Source organism: Flavobacterium sp. UMI-01 (assembly GCF_019656315.1).
GTDB lineage: Bacteria > Bacteroidota > Bacteroidia > Flavobacteriales > Flavobacteriaceae > Flavobacterium.
In genome coordinates this window covers 52,867-73,869 of sequence record NZ_BPLU01000049.1, presented here as the reverse complement: position 1 = coordinate 73,869, position 21,003 = coordinate 52,867, and the positions used below count along the sequence as shown (strand labels likewise).

At 35.4% G+C, this 21,003-nt stretch carries 17 protein-coding genes and 1 tRNA gene; 11 read left to right on the top strand and 7 right to left on the bottom strand.

Annotation, left to right across the window (positions count from 1 at the left end; all coding sequences use genetic code 11):
• Positions 1-10 precede the first annotated feature (10 nt).
• Complete coding sequence (locus tag K5R64_RS13440) at positions 11-1,120, top strand: peptidylprolyl isomerase (RefSeq protein WP_220764151.1); 1,110 nt, start codon at positions 11-13, stop codon at positions 1,118-1,120.
• A 22-nt stretch (positions 1,121-1,142) separates the two neighbouring features.
• Entirely contained in the window at positions 1,143-2,360 is a 1,218-nt protein-coding gene (locus tag K5R64_RS13435) for a peptidylprolyl isomerase (RefSeq protein ID WP_220764149.1), read from the top strand.
• A 161-nt stretch (positions 2,361-2,521) separates the two neighbouring features.
• Here K5R64_RS13435 and K5R64_RS13430 read toward each other — a convergent pair.
• The 4 genes from K5R64_RS13430 to K5R64_RS13415 form a co-directional block, all read right to left on the bottom strand.
• Positions 2,522-2,595, bottom strand: a tRNA-His gene (locus K5R64_RS13430).
• Positions 2,596-2,670: 75 nt separating this feature from the next.
• Positions 2,671-3,387 carry a bacillithiol biosynthesis deacetylase BshB1 gene (gene bshB1, locus K5R64_RS13425; protein ID WP_220764147.1) on the bottom strand — a complete coding sequence of 239 codons (717 nt, stop codon included), beginning with the start codon at positions 3,385-3,387 and terminating at the stop codon, positions 2,671-2,673.
• 82 nt (positions 3,388-3,469) lie between these two features.
• Positions 3,470-4,537: an isochorismate synthase gene (locus K5R64_RS13420; protein WP_220764146.1), complete on the bottom strand. Its 1,068-nt coding sequence runs from the start codon at positions 4,535-4,537 to the stop codon at positions 3,470-3,472.
• Between the two features lie 35 nt (positions 4,538-4,572).
• Positions 4,573-5,004: a hotdog fold thioesterase gene (locus tag K5R64_RS13415; RefSeq protein ID WP_220764145.1), complete on the bottom strand. Its 432-nt coding sequence runs from the start codon at positions 5,002-5,004 to the stop codon at positions 4,573-4,575.
• A gap of 144 nt (positions 5,005-5,148) precedes the next feature.
• Here K5R64_RS13415 and K5R64_RS13410 point away from each other — a divergent pair, with 144 nt between their 5' ends.
• Positions 5,149-6,669, top strand: a complete 1,521-nt coding sequence (locus K5R64_RS13410; protein ID WP_220764144.1) for a hypothetical protein — start codon at positions 5,149-5,151, stop codon at positions 6,667-6,669.
• Between the two features lie 480 nt (positions 6,670-7,149).
• Entirely contained in the window at positions 7,150-10,815 is a 3,666-nt protein-coding gene (purL, locus tag K5R64_RS13405; RefSeq protein WP_220764143.1) for a phosphoribosylformylglycinamidine synthase, read from the top strand.
• Between the two features lie 100 nt (positions 10,816-10,915).
• Here the strand turns inward: purL and K5R64_RS13400 are convergent, their stop codons facing one another.
• Positions 10,916-11,350: a hypothetical protein gene (locus tag K5R64_RS13400; RefSeq protein ID WP_220764142.1), complete on the bottom strand. Its 435-nt coding sequence runs from the start codon at positions 11,348-11,350 to the stop codon at positions 10,916-10,918.
• 145 nt (positions 11,351-11,495) lie between these two features.
• Positions 11,496-11,756, bottom strand: coding sequence for a SemiSWEET family sugar transporter (locus K5R64_RS13395; RefSeq protein WP_220764141.1), 261 nt, complete (start codon positions 11,754-11,756; stop codon positions 11,496-11,498).
• Between the two features lie 272 nt (positions 11,757-12,028).
• Here K5R64_RS13395 and K5R64_RS13390 point away from each other — a divergent pair, with 272 nt between their 5' ends.
• Entirely contained in the window at positions 12,029-12,229 is a 201-nt protein-coding gene (locus K5R64_RS13390) for a hypothetical protein (RefSeq protein ID WP_220764139.1), read from the top strand.
• A gap of 88 nt (positions 12,230-12,317) precedes the next feature.
• Here the strand turns inward: K5R64_RS13390 and K5R64_RS13385 are convergent, their stop codons facing one another.
• Positions 12,318-13,163 carry a S9 family peptidase gene (locus K5R64_RS13385; protein ID WP_220764138.1) on the bottom strand — a complete coding sequence of 282 codons (846 nt, stop codon included), beginning with the start codon at positions 13,161-13,163 and terminating at the stop codon, positions 12,318-12,320.
• A gap of 161 nt (positions 13,164-13,324) precedes the next feature.
• Between K5R64_RS13385 and K5R64_RS13380 the strand changes: the two genes are divergently transcribed.
• The 6 genes from K5R64_RS13380 (at position 13,325) to K5R64_RS13355 (ending at position 20,913) form a co-directional block, all read left to right on the top strand.
• Positions 13,325-13,630, top strand: a complete 306-nt coding sequence (locus K5R64_RS13380; protein ID WP_220764137.1) for a hypothetical protein — start codon at positions 13,325-13,327, stop codon at positions 13,628-13,630.
• Between the two features lie 202 nt (positions 13,631-13,832).
• Entirely contained in the window at positions 13,833-15,608 is a 1,776-nt protein-coding gene (locus K5R64_RS13375) for a long-chain fatty acid--CoA ligase (protein WP_220764136.1), read from the top strand.
• 252 nt (positions 15,609-15,860) lie between these two features.
• Positions 15,861-16,328 carry a MarR family winged helix-turn-helix transcriptional regulator gene (locus K5R64_RS13370; RefSeq protein WP_220764135.1) on the top strand — a complete coding sequence of 156 codons (468 nt, stop codon included), beginning with the start codon at positions 15,861-15,863 and terminating at the stop codon, positions 16,326-16,328.
• Positions 16,312-18,702, top strand: a complete 2,391-nt coding sequence (locus tag K5R64_RS13365) for a 3-hydroxyacyl-CoA dehydrogenase/enoyl-CoA hydratase family protein (RefSeq protein WP_220764134.1) — start codon at positions 16,312-16,314, stop codon at positions 18,700-18,702. Before K5R64_RS13370 ends, K5R64_RS13365 begins: the two co-directional genes overlap by 17 nt.
• A 356-nt stretch (positions 18,703-19,058) precedes the next feature.
• Complete coding sequence (gene tnpA, locus K5R64_RS13360) at positions 19,059-19,520, top strand: IS200/IS605 family transposase (RefSeq protein WP_220764133.1); 462 nt, start codon at positions 19,059-19,061, stop codon at positions 19,518-19,520.
• 211 nt (positions 19,521-19,731) lie between these two features.
• Entirely contained in the window at positions 19,732-20,913 is a 1,182-nt protein-coding gene (locus K5R64_RS13355; RefSeq protein WP_220764131.1) for an acetyl-CoA C-acyltransferase, read from the top strand.
• Positions 20,914-21,003: the final 90 nt, after the last annotated feature.

Here is a 21,003-nt window from a genome sequence, read left to right as displayed (position 1 = left end):
ACCAAAAAAAATGAAAAAGAACATCTTATTTTTATTACTAATCTGTGTTGCATTTATTTCTTGTAAAGAGGAATACAAAAACCTACCCGATGGTTTATACGCAAACATTGAAACTAATAAGGGCGAAATCATCGTAGAACTAAATTACACTAAAGCCCCTATTACTGTTGCCAATTTCATTACATTGGCCGAAGGCAAAAACAAATTTGTTACGAATGAACACATCAAAAACCGACCCTTTTATGATGGATTAAAATTTCACCGCGTTATCAGTGACTTTATGATTCAAACCGGCGACCCATTAGGAACTGGTTCAGGCGACGCTGGATATAAATTTAAAGACGAAATAACAGATTTGCGTTTCGAAGATGCCGGAGTACTGGGAATGGCTAATAACGGACCTGCTACTAATAGTAGTCAATTTTTCATTACACACCTTCCTACTCCGTGGTTAGACGGAAAACACACCGTTTTTGGGCACGTAGTGGACAAAGGGATGGAGGTCGTTAATAAAATCGAACAAAATGATTACATCAAAAAAGTAACCATCATTCGCAAAGGCGAAGCTGCTAAAAAATTTAATGCAGAAAAAACTTTTTACGATTATTTTTCCATAGAAGCCACTAATCAAAAGAAAAAACAAGCCGAATTATCGGCTTATGATGCTAAGTTCAAAGAAGTAAGACAAGACAAAACTAACTATTTTAACGCGTTAAAAGCCAAAGCTACCAAAACATCAACGGGTTTAAAATATGTTATTACAAAAAAAGCAGCTGGTAAAAAACCTAAAAACGGAACAAATGTTTACATCCATTATGCAGGCTTCTTAGAAGACGGGCATTTATTTGATACTAGTATCGAAAATGTAGCTCAAACATTCGGCAAATTTGACCCAGCCAGAGCCGAAGCCAAGCAGTACCTTCCTATACCTTTTCAAGCAGGTAGAAAAGATGGCATGATTCCTGGTTTTATAGAAGGGCTAGAAAAACTATCGTTTGGTGACAAAGCCGTTTTATTTATCCCATCTCATTTGGCTTACGGAGCAGGTGGTGCCGGAGATGTAATTCCACCCAATGCCAATATTATTTTTGAAATTGAATTATTAGAAAACCAACCTTAACAAAATACTAAAAAAAGTTACCATGAAATTAAAATTTTTATGCCTCTTGTTTTTGGGGATTACCACACTCCAAGGACAAACAACTAAAAAAACCGTTGCAACAAAAAAAACAACCACTACAACCAAGACTGTCGCTAAAAAAACACCTCTTACAGATGGGGTTTATGCCACTATAAACACATCCAAAGGAAACATTGTTCTTGCATTAGAATACCAAAAAACGCCTATAACCGTAGCCAATTTCATTTCATTAGCTGAAGGCAGCAACACCTTTATAAGTAATGAAAAATTAAAAGGAAAACCTTTTTATAATGGTTTAAAATTTCATCGTGTTATCAATGACTTTATGATACAAGGTGGCGACCCAGAAGGAACAGGAGCTGGAAACCCTGGATACGCTTTTAAAGATGAATTTTTACCCGAATTAAAATTTGACAAAGGAGGTATTTTAGCCATGGCAAATGCTGGACCAAAGACAAACGGAAGTCAATTTTTCATCACTCATAAAGAAACTCCTTGGTTAGACGGTAAACATACTGTTTTTGGTCACGTAACTCAAGGAATGGAAGTAGTAAACACCATTACTCAAGGTGACGAAATCATCAAAATTACCATTACTAAAGTAGGCAAAGAAGCAAAGAAATTTGATGCTGCAAAAGTTTTTGCTAACTACTACAATAACAAAGCAGAAGATGACAAAAAACAAGAATTGTTAGAAGAAGAAAATAGAAAAAAAGAAATTGCTTTGTTAGAAGAACAAAAGAAAGCCTATTTTGAAAAATATGCCCCAGTTATTGCTGCCAAAAAGGCCTACATTAACGACATGAAATCAAAAGCAACTACTACCGCTTCTGGCTTGGCCTACTCCCTTATCAACAAAGGGACAGGAGTAAAACCTACTCCAGGCTCAACTATATATTTCCATTATGCTGGCTATTTTGAAGACGGTACTTTATTTGATACAAGTTACGAAGAATTAAGCAAAGCATATGGACAACACAACCCTAATAGAGCAGCACAAAATGGCTACCAACCTTTCCCGTATGAAGTAGGAAAAAAAGACAGCATGATTCCTGGATTTACTGAAGCAATGGAACTACTTACCATAGGAGATAAAGTAATGGCTATAATACCACCTAAATTAGCTTATGGAGAGCAAGGCGCTGGAGGTGTCATCCCTCCAAATGCAACGCTTATTTTTGAAATAGAAGCGTTCCAAAACAAACCTGAAATAAAATAATTTCTTTGTTAAAATAAGAAACTCCCAAGACTAGGTATTTTAGTTCTGGGAGTTTTTTTATACTCAATTGTATCCTATTCGAATTTTTCAAAATACCTGAGAAAAACGACACTGTATTCCACAAAAAAAGCCTTGAATTTCTTCAAGGCTTTTGCATTTTGGGTGGATGATGGGGTTCGAACCCACGACCCTCGGCACCACAAACCGATGCTCTAACCAGCTGAGCTACAACCACCATTTGCTTTGCGGTTGCAAATATACAACTAAACTTCTATTGTACAAGCATTTTTTAGAAAAAAAATTAAATTTTTTACTTTAAATCCCCTAAACTATTGACAGCCAAATACCTTTCAACTGTAAAACCTTCACCATATTCTACACCTGTAAGTCTTCCTAAGTCTCTAGAGCGATAATTAATGCTTTCCAAAAAGGTTTTTGAACTAATTGGGGACTCAGGCTCTTTTGAATTGGGGTCGTAAAATTGAGATTTATAAGCTAAAATAGAAGCTTCTTTCTTTTTTTCGAATCCTGTAATATCTACAACAAAATCAGGCACAATATTTTTCCACTGAATGTAATGATATACCACCTTGGGTCGCCAAGCTTGTTGCTGATTCCCCTCTACAGTGGTCTCAATCATACGCAAACCCGATAGAAAACATGCATCCGACACTAATTTACTTCCTTTTGCATGATCAATATGCCTATCGTCAATTGCATTACATAACACAATTTCCGGTTGGTATTTGCGAATCATTTTTATAACTTCTAATTGGTGTTTTTCGTCATTAACAAAAAATCCATCGCGCATGTCTAAATTCTCCCGTACAGCTACTCCTAAAATAGCCGCAGCATTAGTAGCTTCTTGATTCCTAATTTCAACCGTACCACGCGTTCCTAACTCCCCTCTTGTCAAATCTACTATTCCTACTTTTTTCCCTAGAGAAATCTCTTTTAAAATCGTTCCAGAACACCCCAATTCAACATCATCAGGATGCGCTCCAAAAGCCAATATGTCTAATTTCATTATATTTTGTTTATTCATTTTTGCAATTTTACTTTAATTGCTCTTTGTAATATTCCATTTTGAGGTTTTTGCCAAATGAAAATTATAAAACCTTTTTCATTGTTTGTGCTTTATTGACACTCTCTTTCCACTCTTTTTCAGGATTACTATCTTTGGTAATACCACATCCTATATATAAATGCGCTTCTTGATCCTTTACTTGCATGCAACGTAAATTAACATACAAATCCGACTTTGTCCTGTGTTTATCAAATTCCTTAATATTTAATTCTCCTAAAAAACCTGTATAATAACTTCTATCATACCCTTCGTTACGTAAAATAAAATCCTTAGCTACATTTTTAGGCAAACCACATACAGCAGGTGTAGGATGCAAGACCTCAACCACCTGATTTAAGTTGGAATGATTGTTAATAACCCCTTCAATATCAGTGATAATATGCAACAAACTCCCTGCTTTTAATGTATAAGGACTGGAAATAGCTACCTCTGATGCAATATTTTTTAAGTTTTCTAATATAAAATCGGTTACAATTTGCTGTTCTTCCATTTCTTTTGGATTCCACTCCACATTTTCTGGGTCATCACCAATTTTTGTTCCTGCCAATGCCATGGTATAAAATCGATTTTTATTGGCTTTCAACAACCTTTCGGGAGTAGCGCCCATCCATAAACCAATTTTTGGATGAAACCAACAATAACAAAAAGCACTCGGGTAATTTTCAATTAATTTTTTAAAAACCTTAACCAAATCAAAGTTGGGAAGAGCGACAATTTCTTCTCGTGACAATACTACTTTATTGAAAACACCTTGATGTATGGCATCTATCCCTTTTTGAACCAAAGCTTCAAAATGAGCTTTTTGGGCAAGATCTTCCTCATTTATTTTATCTATCCCTGAATTAAATGAGGCCTCATACAAAGGCATTCTAGTTTCCCATTTAACAGATTCTGCTTTGGGAATCAATATCATCTGACTTCCTTCAAAAGGAGCAAAAACAAATCCTTTTTCTTTAAAATTTTCGGCAAAATACAAATGATCATTTTTTTGAAAAAAACCAACTAACTTTTTCTTATTCGGCTTTTTAAAAATTACAAATGGCAAATGTTGTGCTTCTTGCTGTTTTACTTTTATAAAAAAATCAATCATAAAATAAGCTATTAAATGAAAATTAATAAAGTCTATTACTTACCGTTTGCCTTTTTATCTAAAACGATATTTGATAATTTACATAAGGAAATCAAATTCCCCTGTTCGTCAGTGATTTTTATCTCCCAAAGGTGGATTGTTCTCCCTTTATGAATCAATTTTGCGGTGCCGTACACATAGCCTTCTCGAATACTTTTAAGATGATTTGCTGCTATTTCAATACCTCTGACTTCCTGTTTCTCTCTGTCAACAAACAAATAAGAAGCAGTACTCCCTACACTTTCGGCTAGCGCTACGGATGCTCCTCCATGCAATAATCCCATTGGCTGATGTACTCCTGAATCGACTTTCATTCGAGCTACCAAATACTCTTCGGCTACATCTACATATTCAATTCCTAACGTCTCCATCAAAGTATTTTTGGTTAACGCATTACACTTAGCCAATACTTTTTCTTTATCCAACATCTTAGTTCTATTTTTTAAAATTTGTAAAAATAAACAAAAGTAAACTAGCAAAATACTAAATACATTTGGATTTCGAACCTAATTATTAAAAAACTTACCCTTATAGATTTAGTTTTTTTCTATTTTTACAAAAAAACTAAATCAATGCGTCATTTTTCTTCCCTTGTTGTACTTGGCTTTCTTATTACCCTTTGCTGTTGTCGTTCTGATTTTGAAACTACTGCCAGTAATGGAGATTTGACCTTTTCCAAAGACACTATTTATCTTGATACTGTTTTTTCAGGCATTAGCTCAAGCACTTACACGCTAAAAGTATATAATCGCTCTAAAAAAGATGTTACCATTCCAACAATAAAACTAGGCAAAAGATTAAATTCTAAATACCGAATGACTGTAGATGGAATGGCGGGGAACCAAGGTAAAGAATTTGAAAACATTACACTTTTGGCCAAAGACAGCTTGTATATTTTTATCGAAACTACTGCCAACATTACAGACGCTAGTCCTTCTGATTTTTTATATACAGATGACATCGAATTTGACAGTGGCTCTCGCCAACAAAAGGTAGCTTTGGTAACTCTGATTAAAGATGCTGTTTTTTTATACCCAGAAAAACTCTCCAATGGTAAAAGCGAATCAATCTCCATTGATGGCGAAGACACCTATGGTTTTTTCTTGAATGAAAATGACCCCATAAATGGTAACGAACTCCATTTTACCAATCAAAAACCTTATGTTATCTATGGCTATGCCGCTGTTCCCGAAGGAAAAACTGTAATATTTGATGCAGGAGCTAGGGTCCATTTTCATGCTAATTCAGGTTTGATTGTTTCCAAAGAGGCTAGCTTAAAAATTAACGGAACACTTTCTAATACTGAATTACTAGAAGGAGAGGTAATCTTTGAAGGAGATCGCTTAGAACCATTATACGCTTCGATTCCTGGACAATGGGGTACTGTTTGGCTGCAAAATGAAACCAAAAATAACATCATCAACCATTTAACATTAAAAAACGCAACTATTGGCCTGCTTATCGAAAACAATTTAGGCAACACGATGTCTATTAAAAATACCCAAATTTATGATTGTACGAATTATGGTATTTTAGCCAAAAATGCTAAAATAGAAGGCGAAAACATCGTAATTAATAGAGCGGGACGCGCAAGTCTTGCTTGCAATTACGGAGGCAATTATACATTCACTCATTGTACCTTTAACAACAACTGGAACGGAAATAGCCCTACCTCAGTCTCCTTAAACAATTATGAATTAGGAGCCACTCCAGAGGTAAATGCGCTTACTCAAGCTACTTTTAACAATTGTATCATTTACGGTTCTTATTCCAATCATCTGAGTTTAGACAAAAAAGATGGAGCTAGTTTTGATTATCTTTTCAATAATTGCTTAATCAAATTCTTTGGTGCAACTACAAATCCTTTGTATCAATTCACCACAGATTCTTCACATTACAATGCCATTATTCTTAACAAAGACCCTAAATTTTATAAAGCTGCCGACAATAATTTTGCTATCGATGAGAGTTCAAGTGCTTTTGCAAAAGGAAACCCAGTGTACCTAATCCCTTTGGATATAACGGGAACAACCAGAAGCCTACCTCCAGATTTGGGCGCTTACCAAAGTAAAACATTTCCTAAAAAAGACTGATTTTGTTAAACTCTAATTTAGGTTTTAAAACTTTAAATAGTTCGTAGCTACACATTCATGACAACAAGACTCTGTTTGAGATATGCAAATCTCATAGTCTAATTATCGATGTAATCCTAATAAATTAAAAAAGTACTTGTCATTATTTCCCTTTTTCGCTATCGCTCCTCTAGCAATATTTTTTCTCTTTTAAATTTTAATTTTAAAAGAGAGAATTTGCATTAATGCCACTAAAAGTCGTTTATTTATAATCAAATCCAGCAAGGAAATTAGCGAATTTGCAGTTCTAAAACTTACGAATTTGTTTTAAACTAATAACTGACGGCATATACCATTCTTTAGCTATTGACTACTAATTTCTAGTTCCTAAAAAGTATTTCTTAAAGTCTATTTATCAAACAAAAAAAACACTATTAATTGCATTTGCTGTTACTACTTTTTTAAACTAAATTTGCACCGTAATTCATCAAATACAAGACAATGATTCATTTCTTTGAAAACCAAAGCAAAACCGTTTATGCCGTTCAAACCAATCCCGATACTTCGGGAGAAATTTCGGCTCAAGACATATCAAAACTTAACTGGCTTTTTGCCAACGCAAATAAAATAGAAAAATCCGTATTGACGGATTTTTTTGTTGGTCCTCGTGCAACCATGATTACACCTTGGAGTACCAATGCCGTTGAAATCACACAAAATATGGGAATCTCTGGTATTATCAGAATTGAAGAATTTCATCCCGTTACTGTTGATTTCACAGATTTTGACCCTATGTTATCTCAAAAATATTTTGAGCTAAATCAAGATATTTTTACCATCAACATCGAGCCTGAACCGATTTTAGAAATTGATGATATTGCTGCTTACAACAAGCAAGAAGGATTAGCCTTGAGCGCTGAGGAAGAAGATTATTTGAATAATTTAGCAAAAAAATTAGGACGCAAATTAACCGATTCTGAAATTTTTGCTTTTTCACAAGCTAACTCTGAGCATTGCCGTCATAAAATTTTCAACGGAACATTTGTCATTGATGGAGAAGAAAAAGAAACATCTCTTTTTAAATTAATCAAAAAGACTTCACAAGAAAATCCAAACGATATTGTTTCAGCTTATAAAGACAACGTAGCCTTTGTAAAAGGACCAAAAGTGCAACAATTTGCACCAAAAACTGCTGACAAAGCTGATTTTTATGAAACTAAAGAATTTGATTCTGTTATCTCTTTAAAAGCGGAAACACACAATTTCCCTACTACTGTAGAACCCTTCAATGGTGCTGCTACTGGAGCAGGAGGTGAAATTCGTGACCGTTTAGCAGGAGGACAAGGTTCGTTGCCACTAGCAGGAACTGCAGTTTACATGACTTCGTATTCAAGATTAGAAGAAAATCGTCCATGGGAAAATGCGGTTGAAGAAAGAAAATGGTTGTACCAAACACCTATGGATATCCTAATCAAGGCTTCGAATGGAGCTTCTGACTTTGGAAACAAATTCGGCCAACCTTTGATTACGGGTTCTGTTTTGACTTTCGAACATGAAGAAGACGCTCGCAAACTTGGTTTCGACAAAGTGATTATGCAAGCGGGTGGAATTGGATACGGAAAATTAGATCAAGCAATCAAACACAAACCACAAGAAGGTGACAAAATCGTTATCCTTGGAGGAGAAAATTATAGAATTGGAATGGGAGGAGCAGCAGTTTCATCAGCTGACACAGGTGCTTTTAGTACTGGTATTGAGTTGAATGCGATACAACGTTCCAATCCAGAAATGCAAAAACGTGCCGGAAACGCTATTCGAGGTTTAGTAGAAAGCGACATCAACCCTATTGTATCCATTCACGATCACGGTGCAGGTGGACACTTGAACTGTTTGTCTGAATTAGTCGAAGATACTGGTGGATTGATTGATTTAGATAAATTGCCTGTGGGTGACCCTACCCTTTCTGCAAAAGAAATTATTGGTAACGAATCTCAGGAAAGAATGGGATTGGTTATCGCACAAAAAGACATTGATACCTTACAACGCATTGCTGACCGTGAGCGTTCCCCAATGTACCAAGTAGGTGATGTAACAGGTGACCACCGTTTTACTTTTGAATCAAAAACCACGGGAGCAAAACCAATGGATTATGCCTTGGAAGATTTCTTTGGTAGTTCTCCAAAAACGATTATCACAGACAAAACCATCAACCGAAAATATGACGATGTAAGTTATGATAAAAACAATATTGCTACTTACTTAGAACAAGTATTACAACTTGAAGCGGTAGCATGTAAAGACTGGCTTACGAACAAAGTGGACCGTTGTGTAAGCGGAAGAGTAGCCAAACAACAGTGTGCAGGACCGTTGCAATTGCCGTTAAACAACTGTGGCGTAATGGCTTTAGATTACTTAGGAAAAGACGGTATAGCCACCTCAATTGGACATGCACCTATCGCTGCCTTGATTGACCCTGTCGCTGGTAGTAGAAATGCTATTGCCGAATCATTATCAAATATTGTTTGGGCTCCAATTAAAGAAGGATTGAAAGGAATTTCACTTTCGGCTAACTGGATGTGGGCTTGTAAAAACGAAGGTGAGGATGCACGTTTATACGAAGCCGTAAAAGGGTGTTCAGACTTTGCTATCGAATTAGGAATCAACATTCCTACAGGAAAAGATTCCCTTTCAATGAAACAAAAATATCCAAATGACGAAGTAATCGCACCAGGAACGGTCATTATTTCGGCTGCGGGTCATTGTACGGACATTAAAAAAGTAGTTGAACCCGTTTTACAAAAAGATGGTGGCTCAATATACTATATCAATCTATCGCAAGATGAGTTTAAACTAGGAGGTTCTTCATTTGCTCAAACTTTGAACAAAATTGGAACGGATGCTCCTACAATTAAAGACGCTGCTTTCTTCAAAAAAGCATTCAATAGCTTACAAGATTTAATTGGCGACAACCAAATCTTAGCGGGTCATGATATTGGCAGTGGTGGTTTGATTACGACTTTATTGGAAATGTGTTTTGCAGATGTGAATTTGGGAGCCAAAATTGATTTCTCTGTTTTCGTTGAAAAAGACATTATCAAATACCTTTTTGCTGAAAATATTGCGGTTGTATTTCAAGCTAAAGACGATGCAACTGTTGAAGCACAATTGAATCAAAACGGAGTGGAATTCTTCAAATTAGGTTCAGCAACTAACGAAGCTACTTTGGATTTTGGACCATGTAAACTTGACATCAATAAGTACAGAGATATTTGGTACCAAACCTCTTTCCTTTTAGACCAAAAACAGTCTAAAAACGGAACAGCGCAAGCTCGTTTTGACAATTATAAAAACCAACCTTTACAATTCCAATTTCCTGCTCATTTTACAGGAAAAAAACCAGTAATCGACGCTTCAAAACCACGTCCTATTGCCGCCGTGATTCGTGAAAAAGGAAGTAATTCAGAACGTGAGTTTGCAAATGCCATGTACTTAGCTGGATTTGACGTTAAGGACATCCACATGACAGATTTAATTACAGGACGCGAGAACCTTGAGGATGTTCAATTCATTGGTGCTGTAGGAGGTTTTTCTAATTCTGATGTTTTAGGTTCAGCCAAAGGTTGGGCTGGAGCCTTCTTATACAACGAAAAAGCCAATACTGCCTTGAAAAACTTTTTTAAGAGAGAAGACACGCTATCTATTGGAATCTGCAACGGCTGTCAGCTTTTTATGGAATTAGAGTTAATCAACCCAGAACACGAAGTACACGGAAAAATGCTTCACAATAACAGCCACAAACACGAAAGTATTTTTACATCTGTGACTGTTCAAGAAAACAAATCAGTGATGTTGTCAACTTTAGCAGGAACTACATTAGGAGTATGGGTATCACATGGAGAAGGTAAATTCAACTTACCATTAACCGAAGAAAACTACAATATCGTAGGAAAATACGGTTACGACAGCTATCCTGCTAATCCTAATGGTTCTGATTACAATACTGCCATGCTATGTGATGCTACTGGTCGCCACTTAGTAATGATGCCACATATTGAACGTTCTACTTTCCAATGGAACTGGGCTAATTATCCAGCCGGTAGAAACGACGAAGTTTCACCTTGGCACGAAGCATTTGTTAATGCAAGAAAATGGATTGAAAAACATTAATTTTTTTATTATAACTACAAAGAGGCTGTCCGAAAAAGGACAGCCTCTTTTATTTTTCAACATGCACACTTTTTAGGACAGTGCCTTTATTGAACTACAATTATTCTTTATAATCATCGGGATTATATTTAGCGGTATCTTCATCGTCTATTGACTCAATAGCATCGCTCTCCTCTTCGGTTTCTTGAAAATAATCGTCAACGAAAGAATCAGACGGATTATCAAATTCATCATTTTCATTTTTTATGTTTCCATTACTATCAAGCGGTTCTTCTAAATCCCTATCAGTATGAAAATCATCGTTTAAATCAAATTCATCATTCGTAATTTGCTCTTCATAAGGATTAGGGGTATTGGGGTTATGACCATCTCTTACCGTATATCCTTGCTCTGCAATTTCTGATTGCGTCTGTTTGTCTGATCGACTCGCGGGAAAATAATCCACTTTATTAGCGTTTTTAATGAACTTTTCATCCATTTGTTGCGAAGGATTATTTTTATCTTCTAAATTTTCTTTATTATCAATAGGTTTCATAATTATATTTTTTGAAATTAATACTATTCCAAATTTAAACACTACTGATTAGAACAATTTATATGATTCCAGCATCTCATTACATAATCTTCAGTACATTGTTTTAAAGAGTGAAACACTTTTTGAGAAATGCTTGCAAAGTATTTTATTCTTTTTCGTAATAAATTATAAAATAGATCATTATGGAATTTAAAAACAGTGAAATAGCATTGGTTATGATAATGGGTAAATCGCTCTTTAAAATTCCGTAAACCACCCACAAGGCAATACCAAAAGTCAAAATACTAAAAGTCAACAACGAAATATCTTTGACTTTCTTTGTTTTCCAAACTTTAACAATTTGAGGAACAACAGATATTGTAACACAAACACCTGCAATAAAACCCAATATATCTATAATATTCATGGCTGTAAATATGTTTATTTAATTTTAAAATGTATTAATTAAAATTACTGTACTCTCATCAATCTAATTAACTTAAAAAAATAAAAAACTAACACTTAAAGGACTCCTTTTAGATTAAGTAACTAAAACAAGTTTAATTCGTAAATCCGACCTTATTCTTTTCACATTTTACGTCTATTAAAATCATGCAACTTTTAAAAAAAATTCTGTAATTAAAAAAAAGAGATTATAAGTAGTTTTATATTATAACTTAAACTTAAAAACAAGTAAAGATGAATTCACAAAATAAAAACCCACAAAAACCAAATCATAGAGGTTCAGACAATAGAAGTGATATGAGAAAGCACGAATACAAAGACTTTGAAGAGGTCTTGAAAAACGACGAAAATTATGATGTTGATACCCAAAAATTTAAAGGCGAAACTCCTGACTGGGATGACAAATTAAACAACGAAGAAAAAAACAGTAAATAATGCAAAACGTCTTACTAATCTTAGTAAGGCGTTTTTTTAAATTAAATTGCTTTAGGTTAGCAAGATTGCTAATTTCAAAATTTGATTTTTAAAATATTAAAAAATCTTTAGTTACCGAAACCAACTCTTTCGTGTCTTGAGGTAATTCTGAGCCTGAAAAAGGGTGTGAACCCCCAAAAACGTGATTAGCTTCTTGGATAATATGAGTTTTAGCTTTGGTGAAATGTTTCTTTAACAAGTTAAATTCCTCCATCTTAACCGCTACATCGTTTGTGCCCTGAATAATCAAATACGGAATTTTGAGTTTTTCAGCTGCATTGACTAAACTATAATGTTCTTTATTCACTGCTATATCATGTAAAACAGAAATATCTAACGGCATCATTTGGTTAGTTCTGGCATTTTTAATAAACTGAATCCCGTCCTTTTTCCATTTTTCAATAAATGCCGTACTCCAATTGCGATGGAAATCAAAAGGACTGGCCCAAGTAACCACTTTTTTAATTTGAGAATGACAAGTCGTTAAGTACAACAAAGCCGACACGCCACCTTTACTATGCCCAATGATAAAAACATTTTGAGTATTCATTTCAGGTACTAATATGGGCATTTCATCCATCACAAAACGCTCTACACACCGAATATCTTCTACTTCTTTGCTCAAAGTATTGATGGCAAATTTTTCTAAATTAGTGAACTCCTCCAAATTCTCTAATCCTGTTCCATTGTGTGAAAAATTAAATTTCAGAAAAGCAAATCCCTGACTGACAAAATAATTTGCTATCATCGACCAACACCCCCAATCTTTAAATCCCTTAAAACCATGACAAAAAAGAATGATGCCTTTAGGATTTCCTTTTTTTGAATAACTTAAATCAGCAGCAAACGATTGCTCTGAAGCTCCTTTTAGAATGAATTCTTTATGATGTATCATTTAATATTTTTTTTGGATGTATTGCTAAATGAAACTTTAAAATTACAGTATTAAACTCATATAAAAGAAGGAATAGAAACTAGATGATAAAAACACTAAGCTTATTATTATTTAGTCCCATCATTTCATTAGATTTGTTAGACTAGTCAACTGCTAATATTATGAAACAATTGTACCTTTTCCTATTATTGTTTGAGATATCATCTATCTATTCTCAACCTAACTTCACTAAAATAACTACACCTAATCAAGTATTGTACCTCACCACAACTATAGACATTCCTGTCAACGGAACTTATTTGTACGAAGGGCAAACTGAACCAATTGTCGTATTAAATCCAAATGGAACTGGAGTTTTTCAATTAAAAGATTTATCTAAAAAAAACATTCATTGGGGTATTGAAACTTCGGAAGACGGAAGACTTAAATTTGAAGAAGGTTTTAACAGTGCCGCTTATATTTTATGATATAAAGACGAATTCGATGAAAAAGAAAATTGGAATTCGGTTCAACTTTCCGTACATTATGACAAAAAGAAACTGTTTATTGCAGGGGAAAGAAGCAAAGATTACCACTCTGAAAACAAGTAATTTTTATTTTAATATAATGACCCAAAATCAAACAAAAATGACTTTTTTTTTCTATTTTGCAGTATAATTCATTCCTACTATGACAACCATAACCAGACTTTTCGATTTTCCATACTACCAACAAGATAAATTCAAAAACATTCCTGACGCGCTTGTTATCAAGCAAAATGGCAGCTGGATCAAAACCTCGACCCAAGAATACATTACTCAAGCTAATGCGATTTCACGGGCTTTGTTGCGATTGGGAATTCAAAAAGACGATAAAATTGCTGTCATTTCTTCAAATAATAGAACAGAATGGAATGTTGTAGATATTGGAATTCTCCAAACTGGCGCTCAAAATGTACCTATCTACCCTACTATATCCGAAGACGATTACCAATACATCCTGAACCATTCAGGAGCTATCTATTGTTTTGTTTCGGATTCCGAAGTTTTACGCAAAATCAATTTGATTAAAGACAAAGTACCTCAACTCAAAGACGTTTATTCATTCGATAGCATTTCCGATTGTAAAAACTGGAAAGAACTACTAGAAGCAGGCACTGATGTAAGTAATCAAGAAGAAGTTGATGCTAGAAAAGAAAGCATTCATCCGCATGATCTTGCTACTATTATCTATACTTCTGGTACCACTGGAAAACCTAAGGGTGTGATGCTATCCCATCACAATATTGTATCAAATGTTTTAGACAGTGCTCCAAGAATTCCTTTTGCAGAAGGTAAAAGTCGTGCTTTGAGCTTTCTACCGGTTTGCCACATTTTTGAACGAATGATCTTGTATTTATACCAATATTACGGAGTTTCTATTTACTTTGGAGAATCCATAGAAAAAATTAGTGACAATATCAAAGAGGTACAACCTACCGTTATCACCGCCGTACCACGTCTTTTAGAAAAGGTATATGACAAAATTTATGCTAAAGGGAACGACCTAACAGGCCTAAAACGCAAATTATTTTTTTGGGCTAATGACTTAGGACTTCGCTACGAACCCTATGGAGCCAACGGTTGGTGGTATGAGTTCCAACTTAAAATTGCCCGAAAAATTATTTTTAGCAAATGGAAAGAAGGTTTAGGAGGCCGATTAGAATTAATGGTCTCAGGGAGTGCTGCTTTGCAACCTCGTTTGTCACGAATATTTGCAGCTGCTCAAATTCCCGTTATGGAAGGTTATGGTCTTTCAGAAACTTCGCCTGTCATTGCGGTGAACGACCTGAGAAATAAAGGATTCAAAATAGGGACAGTAGGAAAACCTATCCGCAATGTAGAAGTTAAAATTGCCGAAGATGGCGAAATCCTCTGCAAAGGACCTAATGTGATGATGGGTTATTACAAAGACGAAGCTAAAACAGCCGAAGTCATTGAAAACGGGTATTTCCACACAGGAGATATTGGCGAAATAGATACCGAAGGTTTCCTTAAAATTACCGACCGGAAAAAAGAAATGTTTAAAACTTCAGGAGGAAAATACATTGCCCCACAAATCATCGAAAATGCCATGAAGCAATCCCGTTTCATCGAACAAATTATGGTTATAGGTGATGGACAAAAAATGCCTGCAGCCTTCATTCAACCTAATTTTGAATTTGTTAGGGAGTGGGCAAAAATTCACAAAATCGATATTGGTTCAACTAATGAAAATTTAGTGAGTAATGCTAAAGTTATTGACCGAATCCAAGAAGAAATTAACGAAATCAATAGCAAATTTGGTCATTGGGAACAAATTAAAAAATTTGAACTCACTCCTGATATTTGGACACCTGACAACGGACATCTGACCCCTACAATGAAACTAAAACGAAAAATTGTTTTAGAAAAATACCAAGATTTGTTTACAAAAATCTATTGCTAGCCTTCCTGTGATAATCTTGAATGCAAAAAGCGTTGAATCCCCTCACTTCAAGTGGGGGCTTTTTATTACACCCTGAAAAAACGTTCACCTACATACCTATAATACCATTTTTTATTTTTTTGCCATAGCAAACCAAAAGTTACTACTGTACTAGAATTTTCTATTTTTTTGATGTTTTAACAAAAAAATAATACTAATCTATTATGCGTGCATAGTATTTTTTTCATATATTTGAAAGACATACTACTTTTTATGAAAGAGAAAACAATAGATTATATCCTAAGAGCTACCTGGCAAGCCATTTCCAGAATGTACAACGAAGAAGCTCTAAAATATGGAGGTACCATGGCCACAGGCTTTGCGCTATTGAGTATGGACAAAGAAAAAGGAACTCCTTCTACTGCTTTAGGCCCAAAAATGGGAATGGAAGCTACGAGTTTAACTCGTACTTTAAAATCCATGGAAGAAAAAGGTTTAATCGAGAGAAAAAAAAATCCGGAAGATGGTCGTGGAGTACTTATCTATTTGACTGAGGAAGGCAAAAAAAACCGAGCTATATCTAGAGAAAATGTGCTGAAATTTAATGAAACTGTGAAACAACATGTTTCTGCTGAAAAATTACAGCATTTTATGGAAGTAGCCGAAACAATAAATGAACTCATTCAAAATAAAACTATTTTTAATCAAACCGAAACAACTGAAAATGAAACGCATAATTAAAAAAGTTGCCGTAATAGGTTCGGGAATTATGGGCTCTGGCATCGCTTGCCATTTTGCCAATATCGGTGTTCAAGTATTGCTACTTGACATTGTCCCTAAAGAACTTACCGAAAGTGAAACCAAAAAAGGGCTTACCTTAGAATCTCCTGCGGTACGCAACCGAATCGTAAACGAGCATTTGGCGAATGCCTTAAAATCAAAACCCTCTCCTATTTATAGCACCAAATTTGCTAGCCGTATCACTACTGGAAATACCACCGATGATATGGCTAAAATAGCTGATGTCGATTGGATTATTGAAGTGGTTGTCGAAAGGTTGGACATCAAAAAAATAGTCTTTGACCAAATTGAACAGCACCGAAAACCTGGAACTTTGGTTACTTCAAATACTTCTGGAATTCCTATTCATTTTATGAGTGAAGGCAGAAGTGACGATTTTCAAAAGCATTTTTGTGGCACCCACTTTTTTAACCCTGCGCGATACTTAAAATTATTCGAAATCATTCCTGGTCCACAAACGTCCACTGAAGTTTTGGATTTTCTAACCCTGTATGGCGAAAAATTCCTTGGAAAAACTTCGGTTGTAGCCAAAGACACTCCCGCTTTTATAGGAAACCGCATCGGAATTTTTGGTATTCAGAGTTTGTTCCATTTGGTTAAAGCAATGGATTTAACCGTCGAAGAAATAGACAAATTAACGGGGCCTGTTATTGGGAGACCTAAATCGGCTACTTTTCGCACCGTTGATGTGGTGGGATTAGATACCTTAGTACATGTGGCCAACGGAATCTATGAAAACTGTCCCGACGATGAACAACACGCTTTGTTTCAGCTACCTGATTTCATCAACAAAATGATGGAGAACAAATGGTACGGAAGTAAAACAGGACAAGGATTTTACAAAAAAGTAGATAAAGAAATTTTAACACTTGATCTAAACACCCTAGAATATCGAGCTTCTAAAAAAGCCTCTTTTGCCACATTGGAACTCACTAAAACTATAGACAAACCTATCAACCGTTTTAAAGTCCTTGTAAAAGGAACGGACAAAGCGGGAGAGTTCTATAGAAAAAGTTTTTCAGCCCTTTTTGCCTATGTTTCGAATCGTGTACCTGAAATTTCGAATGAACTATACAAAATCGATGATGCCATGAAGGCAGGATTTGGTTGGGAGAATGGACCATTCGAAATTTGGGATGCGATTGGAGTACAAAAAGGAATCGAAATCATGAAAGCTGAAGGTCTTGAACCCGCAAACTGGGTGACGGAAATGGTGGAAGCAGGAAACACAAGCTTTTATACTATTAAAGAGGGAGCTACTTATTTTTATGACCTCCCAAGAAAATCACAAGAAAAAGTACCTGGACAAGATGCTTTTATTATACTAAATAACATTCGCGAAAGCAAAAAAGTATGGAGCAATAGTGGTGCAATTATTCAGGATTTAGGAGACGGTATTTTAAACCTAGAATTTCAATCAAAGATGAATACCATTGGTGGTGATGTTTTACAAGCAATCAATAAAGGAATTGACCTAGCCGAAAAAGAATACGAAGGATTAGTCATTGGAAATCAAGCCGCTAATTTTTCAGTTGGAGCCAATATCGGAATGATTTTCATGATGGCTGTAGAGCAGGAATATGACGAGTTAAATATGGCTATTAAACTATTCCAAGATACTATGATGCGCGTACGTTATTCCGCTACACCCGTTATCGTTGCGCCTCACGGAATGACTTTTGGTGGAGGATGTGAAATGAGTTTGCACGCTGACAAAGTCGTAGCCGCAGCAGAAACTTATATGGGATTAGTTGAATTTGGCGTGGGCGTTTTACCTGGTGGTGGTGGTTCTAAAGAAATGACTTTGAGAGCCTCCGATTTGTTCCATAAAAACGATGTTGAATTGAATGTATTACAAGAATATTTCTTAACCATTGCGATGGCTAAAGTATCTACATCGGGTTACGAAGCTTTTGATACAGGTTTACTACAAAAAGGTAAAGATATTATTGTAGTTAACAAAGACCGCCAAATCGCAGAAGCCAAAAAACAGGCTTTATCATTAGCCGAAGCCGGTTACACACAACCCATACGCCGAAATGATGTAAAAGTTTTAGGAAAACAAGCTTTAGGAATGTTCTTAGTAGGTACAGACCAAATGGTAGCTGGGAAATACATCTCAGAACACGATAAAAAAATTGCCAACAAACTGGCTTATGTCATGGCTGGCGGTGATTTATCAGAAGCAACTTTGGTTTCAGAACAGTATTTATTGGATTTAGAACGTGAAGCTTTCTTATCCCTTTGTACTGAAAGAAAAACACTAGAACGAATTCAGCATATGTTAAAAACAGGGAAACCTTTGAGGAATTAGAATTAAGTAACAAAGAATTAAGTATTAAGATATGCATCATTCGAAAAATTAAAAATTCTATGGCTCGGTAAATTTTAACTGTATGAATAAAAATAAACATTCAGTGGTCTCAAAGACCTCAAGCGCATGTTGAAAAAACAAAACATTCCATGACCTCTTAGAGGTCAGCTGTTTATAGAAAATTGTTCGTTGAAAAAATAAAACATTCGATGGCCTCGTAGAGGTCAGCTGTTTGTAGAAAATGGTTCGTAGAAAAATAAAACATTCGATGACCTCGTAGAGGTCGACTGTTTGTAGAAAATTAATATGATTTTGGTTTAAGCTCCGTAGGAGCGACCTGTATATAACACTAATGTATGGCAAACACCTATTCACAAATTTATATCCAAGTTGTCTTTGCTGTAAAAGGGAGAGAAAATTTGATAAAAAAAGAAAACCGAGAAGAATTACATAAATTTATTACGGGTATCGTTTCGAATAGAGAACAAAAATTATTAGCCATTTTCGCAATGCCTGACCACGTTCATATTTTAGTAGGAATGAAACCTAATATCTCAATATCGGATTTGGTAAGAGATATTAAAGCTGGTTCTTCAAAATTCATCAATGATAGCAAATGGATTAATGGTAAATTTAATTGGCAAGAAGGTTATGGTGCATTCTCCTATTCGAAAAGCAACCTAGACAATGTAATTAAATACATTTTGAATCAAGAAGAAAAGCATAAAACACAAACATTTAAAAAAGAATATTATTCCTTTTTAGAAAAATTTGAAATTGAATACGATGATAACTATTTATTTGATTGGATTGAATAATTAACAGGTCGCTCCTACGGAGCTTAAAACCTCGAACCAAATGATATGGCTACAAACAGTAAACCTCTACGAGGCAATTCAGAAATAAAAATTGAGAATTTAAATAGCTTTTATATTAAACCAAAAATCAACTCAAACATTGGAAAATGGTAATACTTAATTCTATGTACTTAATACATTATTTAATTCTCCAATCTTAATACAATAAATTATGAAACAAGCCTATATAGTAGCCGCCTACCGAACCGCAGTTGGGAAAGCCCCAAAGGGAGTTTTCCGATTCAAACGCCCAGATGAATTAGCGGCTGAAACTATCGAACACATGATGAAAGACCTACCTAATTTTGACAAAACTCGTATTGATGATGTCATGGTGGGAAACGCGATGCCTGAGGCGGAACAAGGTTTAAATGTCGCTCGTTTGATTTCTTTAATGGGATTAAAAATTGAAGAAGTACCTGGTGTGACTGTAAATCGCTACTGTGCTTCTGGTATCGAAACCATCGGAATGGCAACAGCAAAAATACAAACTGGAATGGCTGATTGTATCATTGCAGGTGGTGCCGAGAGTATGAGTTACATTCCAATGGGAGGTTACAAACCTACTCCTGATTATGCTGTTGCAAAAGAAGGAAACGAGGACTATTACTGGGGAATGGGATTAACGGCTGAAGCTGTAGCCAATCAATTTAAAGTTTCCAGAGAAGACCAAGATGAGTTTGCTTACAACTCTCACATGAAAGCTTTGAAAGCGCAAGCCGAAGGAAAATTTGACAACCAAATCGTCCCGATTACTGTGGAGCAAACTTTTATTAATGGAAAAGGTAAAAAAGAAACCTCATCCTATATTGTCAATAAAGACGAAGGACCTAGAGCCGATACCTCAAGAGAAGTATTAGCAAAATTGCGTCCCGTTTTTGCTGCAGACGGAAGCGTTACCGCTGGAAATTCCTCCCAAATGAGTGATGGAGCTGCTTTTGTTTTGATTATGAGTGAAGAAATGGTCAAAGAATTAAACCTTGAGCCTATAGCGCGTTTGGTGAGTTATGCCTCTGCAGGTGTTGAACCTCGTATTATGGGAATAGGACCTGTAAAAGCAATTCCAAAAGCACTAAAACAAGCAGGATTGCAACAAAAAGACATTGACCTAATCGAATTGAACGAAGCTTTTGCCTCACAATCGTTAGCGGTCATAAGGGAATTAGGACTTAATCCAGATATTGTCAATGTCAATGGTGGTGCTATTGCCTTGGGCCATCCTTTAGGATGTACGGGCGCCAAACTATCGGTTCAATTGTTTGACGAAATGAAACGCCGTGGTAACAAATACGGTATGGTCACCATGTGTGTGGGTACTGGTCAAGGTGCTGCAGGAATTTATGAACTGTTATAACTTTACAAAGCATCAAAAAACCAAACTATTAACAAATCACAATCCTTCTTTTGGGAAAGATTAAAGAAAACTATTTATCATTTAAAACCA

Excerpts from the sequence above, each read along its gene's own strand:
- K5R64_RS13440 (WP_220764151.1), top strand. The coding sequence starts at position 11 with ATGAAAAAGAACATCTTATTTTTATTACTAATCTGTGTTGCATTTATT.
- K5R64_RS13435 (WP_220764149.1), top strand. The coding sequence starts at position 1,143 with ATGAAATTAAAATTTTTATGCCTCTTGTTTTTGGGGATTACCACACTC.
- bshB1 (WP_220764147.1), bottom strand. The coding sequence starts at position 3,387 with ATGAAATTAGACATATTGGCTTTTGGAGCGCATCCTGATGATGTTGAA.
- K5R64_RS13420 (WP_220764146.1), bottom strand. The coding sequence starts at position 4,537 with ATGATTGATTTTTTTATAAAAGTAAAACAGCAAGAAGCACAACATTTG.
- K5R64_RS13415 (WP_220764145.1), bottom strand. The coding sequence starts at position 5,004 with ATGTTGGATAAAGAAAAAGTATTGGCTAAGTGTAATGCGTTAACCAAA.
- K5R64_RS13410 (WP_220764144.1), top strand. The coding sequence starts at position 5,149 with ATGCGTCATTTTTCTTCCCTTGTTGTACTTGGCTTTCTTATTACCCTT.
- purL (WP_220764143.1), top strand. The coding sequence starts at position 7,150 with ATGATTCATTTCTTTGAAAACCAAAGCAAAACCGTTTATGCCGTTCAA.
- K5R64_RS13400 (WP_220764142.1), bottom strand. The coding sequence starts at position 11,350 with ATGAAACCTATTGATAATAAAGAAAATTTAGAAGATAAAAATAATCCT.
- K5R64_RS13395 (WP_220764141.1), bottom strand. The coding sequence starts at position 11,756 with ATGAATATTATAGATATATTGGGTTTTATTGCAGGTGTTTGTGTTACA.
- K5R64_RS13390 (WP_220764139.1), top strand. The coding sequence starts at position 12,029 with ATGAATTCACAAAATAAAAACCCACAAAAACCAAATCATAGAGGTTCA.
- K5R64_RS13385 (WP_220764138.1), bottom strand. The coding sequence starts at position 13,163 with ATGATACATCATAAAGAATTCATTCTAAAAGGAGCTTCAGAGCAATCG.
- K5R64_RS13380 (WP_220764137.1), top strand. The coding sequence starts at position 13,325 with ATGAAACAATTGTACCTTTTCCTATTATTGTTTGAGATATCATCTATC.
- K5R64_RS13375 (WP_220764136.1), top strand. The coding sequence starts at position 13,833 with ATGACAACCATAACCAGACTTTTCGATTTTCCATACTACCAACAAGAT.
- K5R64_RS13370 (WP_220764135.1), top strand. The coding sequence starts at position 15,861 with ATGAAAGAGAAAACAATAGATTATATCCTAAGAGCTACCTGGCAAGCC.
- K5R64_RS13365 (WP_220764134.1), top strand. The coding sequence starts at position 16,312 with ATGAAACGCATAATTAAAAAAGTTGCCGTAATAGGTTCGGGAATTATG.
- tnpA (WP_220764133.1), top strand. The coding sequence starts at position 19,059 with ATGGCAAACACCTATTCACAAATTTATATCCAAGTTGTCTTTGCTGTA.
- K5R64_RS13355 (WP_220764131.1), top strand. The coding sequence starts at position 19,732 with ATGAAACAAGCCTATATAGTAGCCGCCTACCGAACCGCAGTTGGGAAA.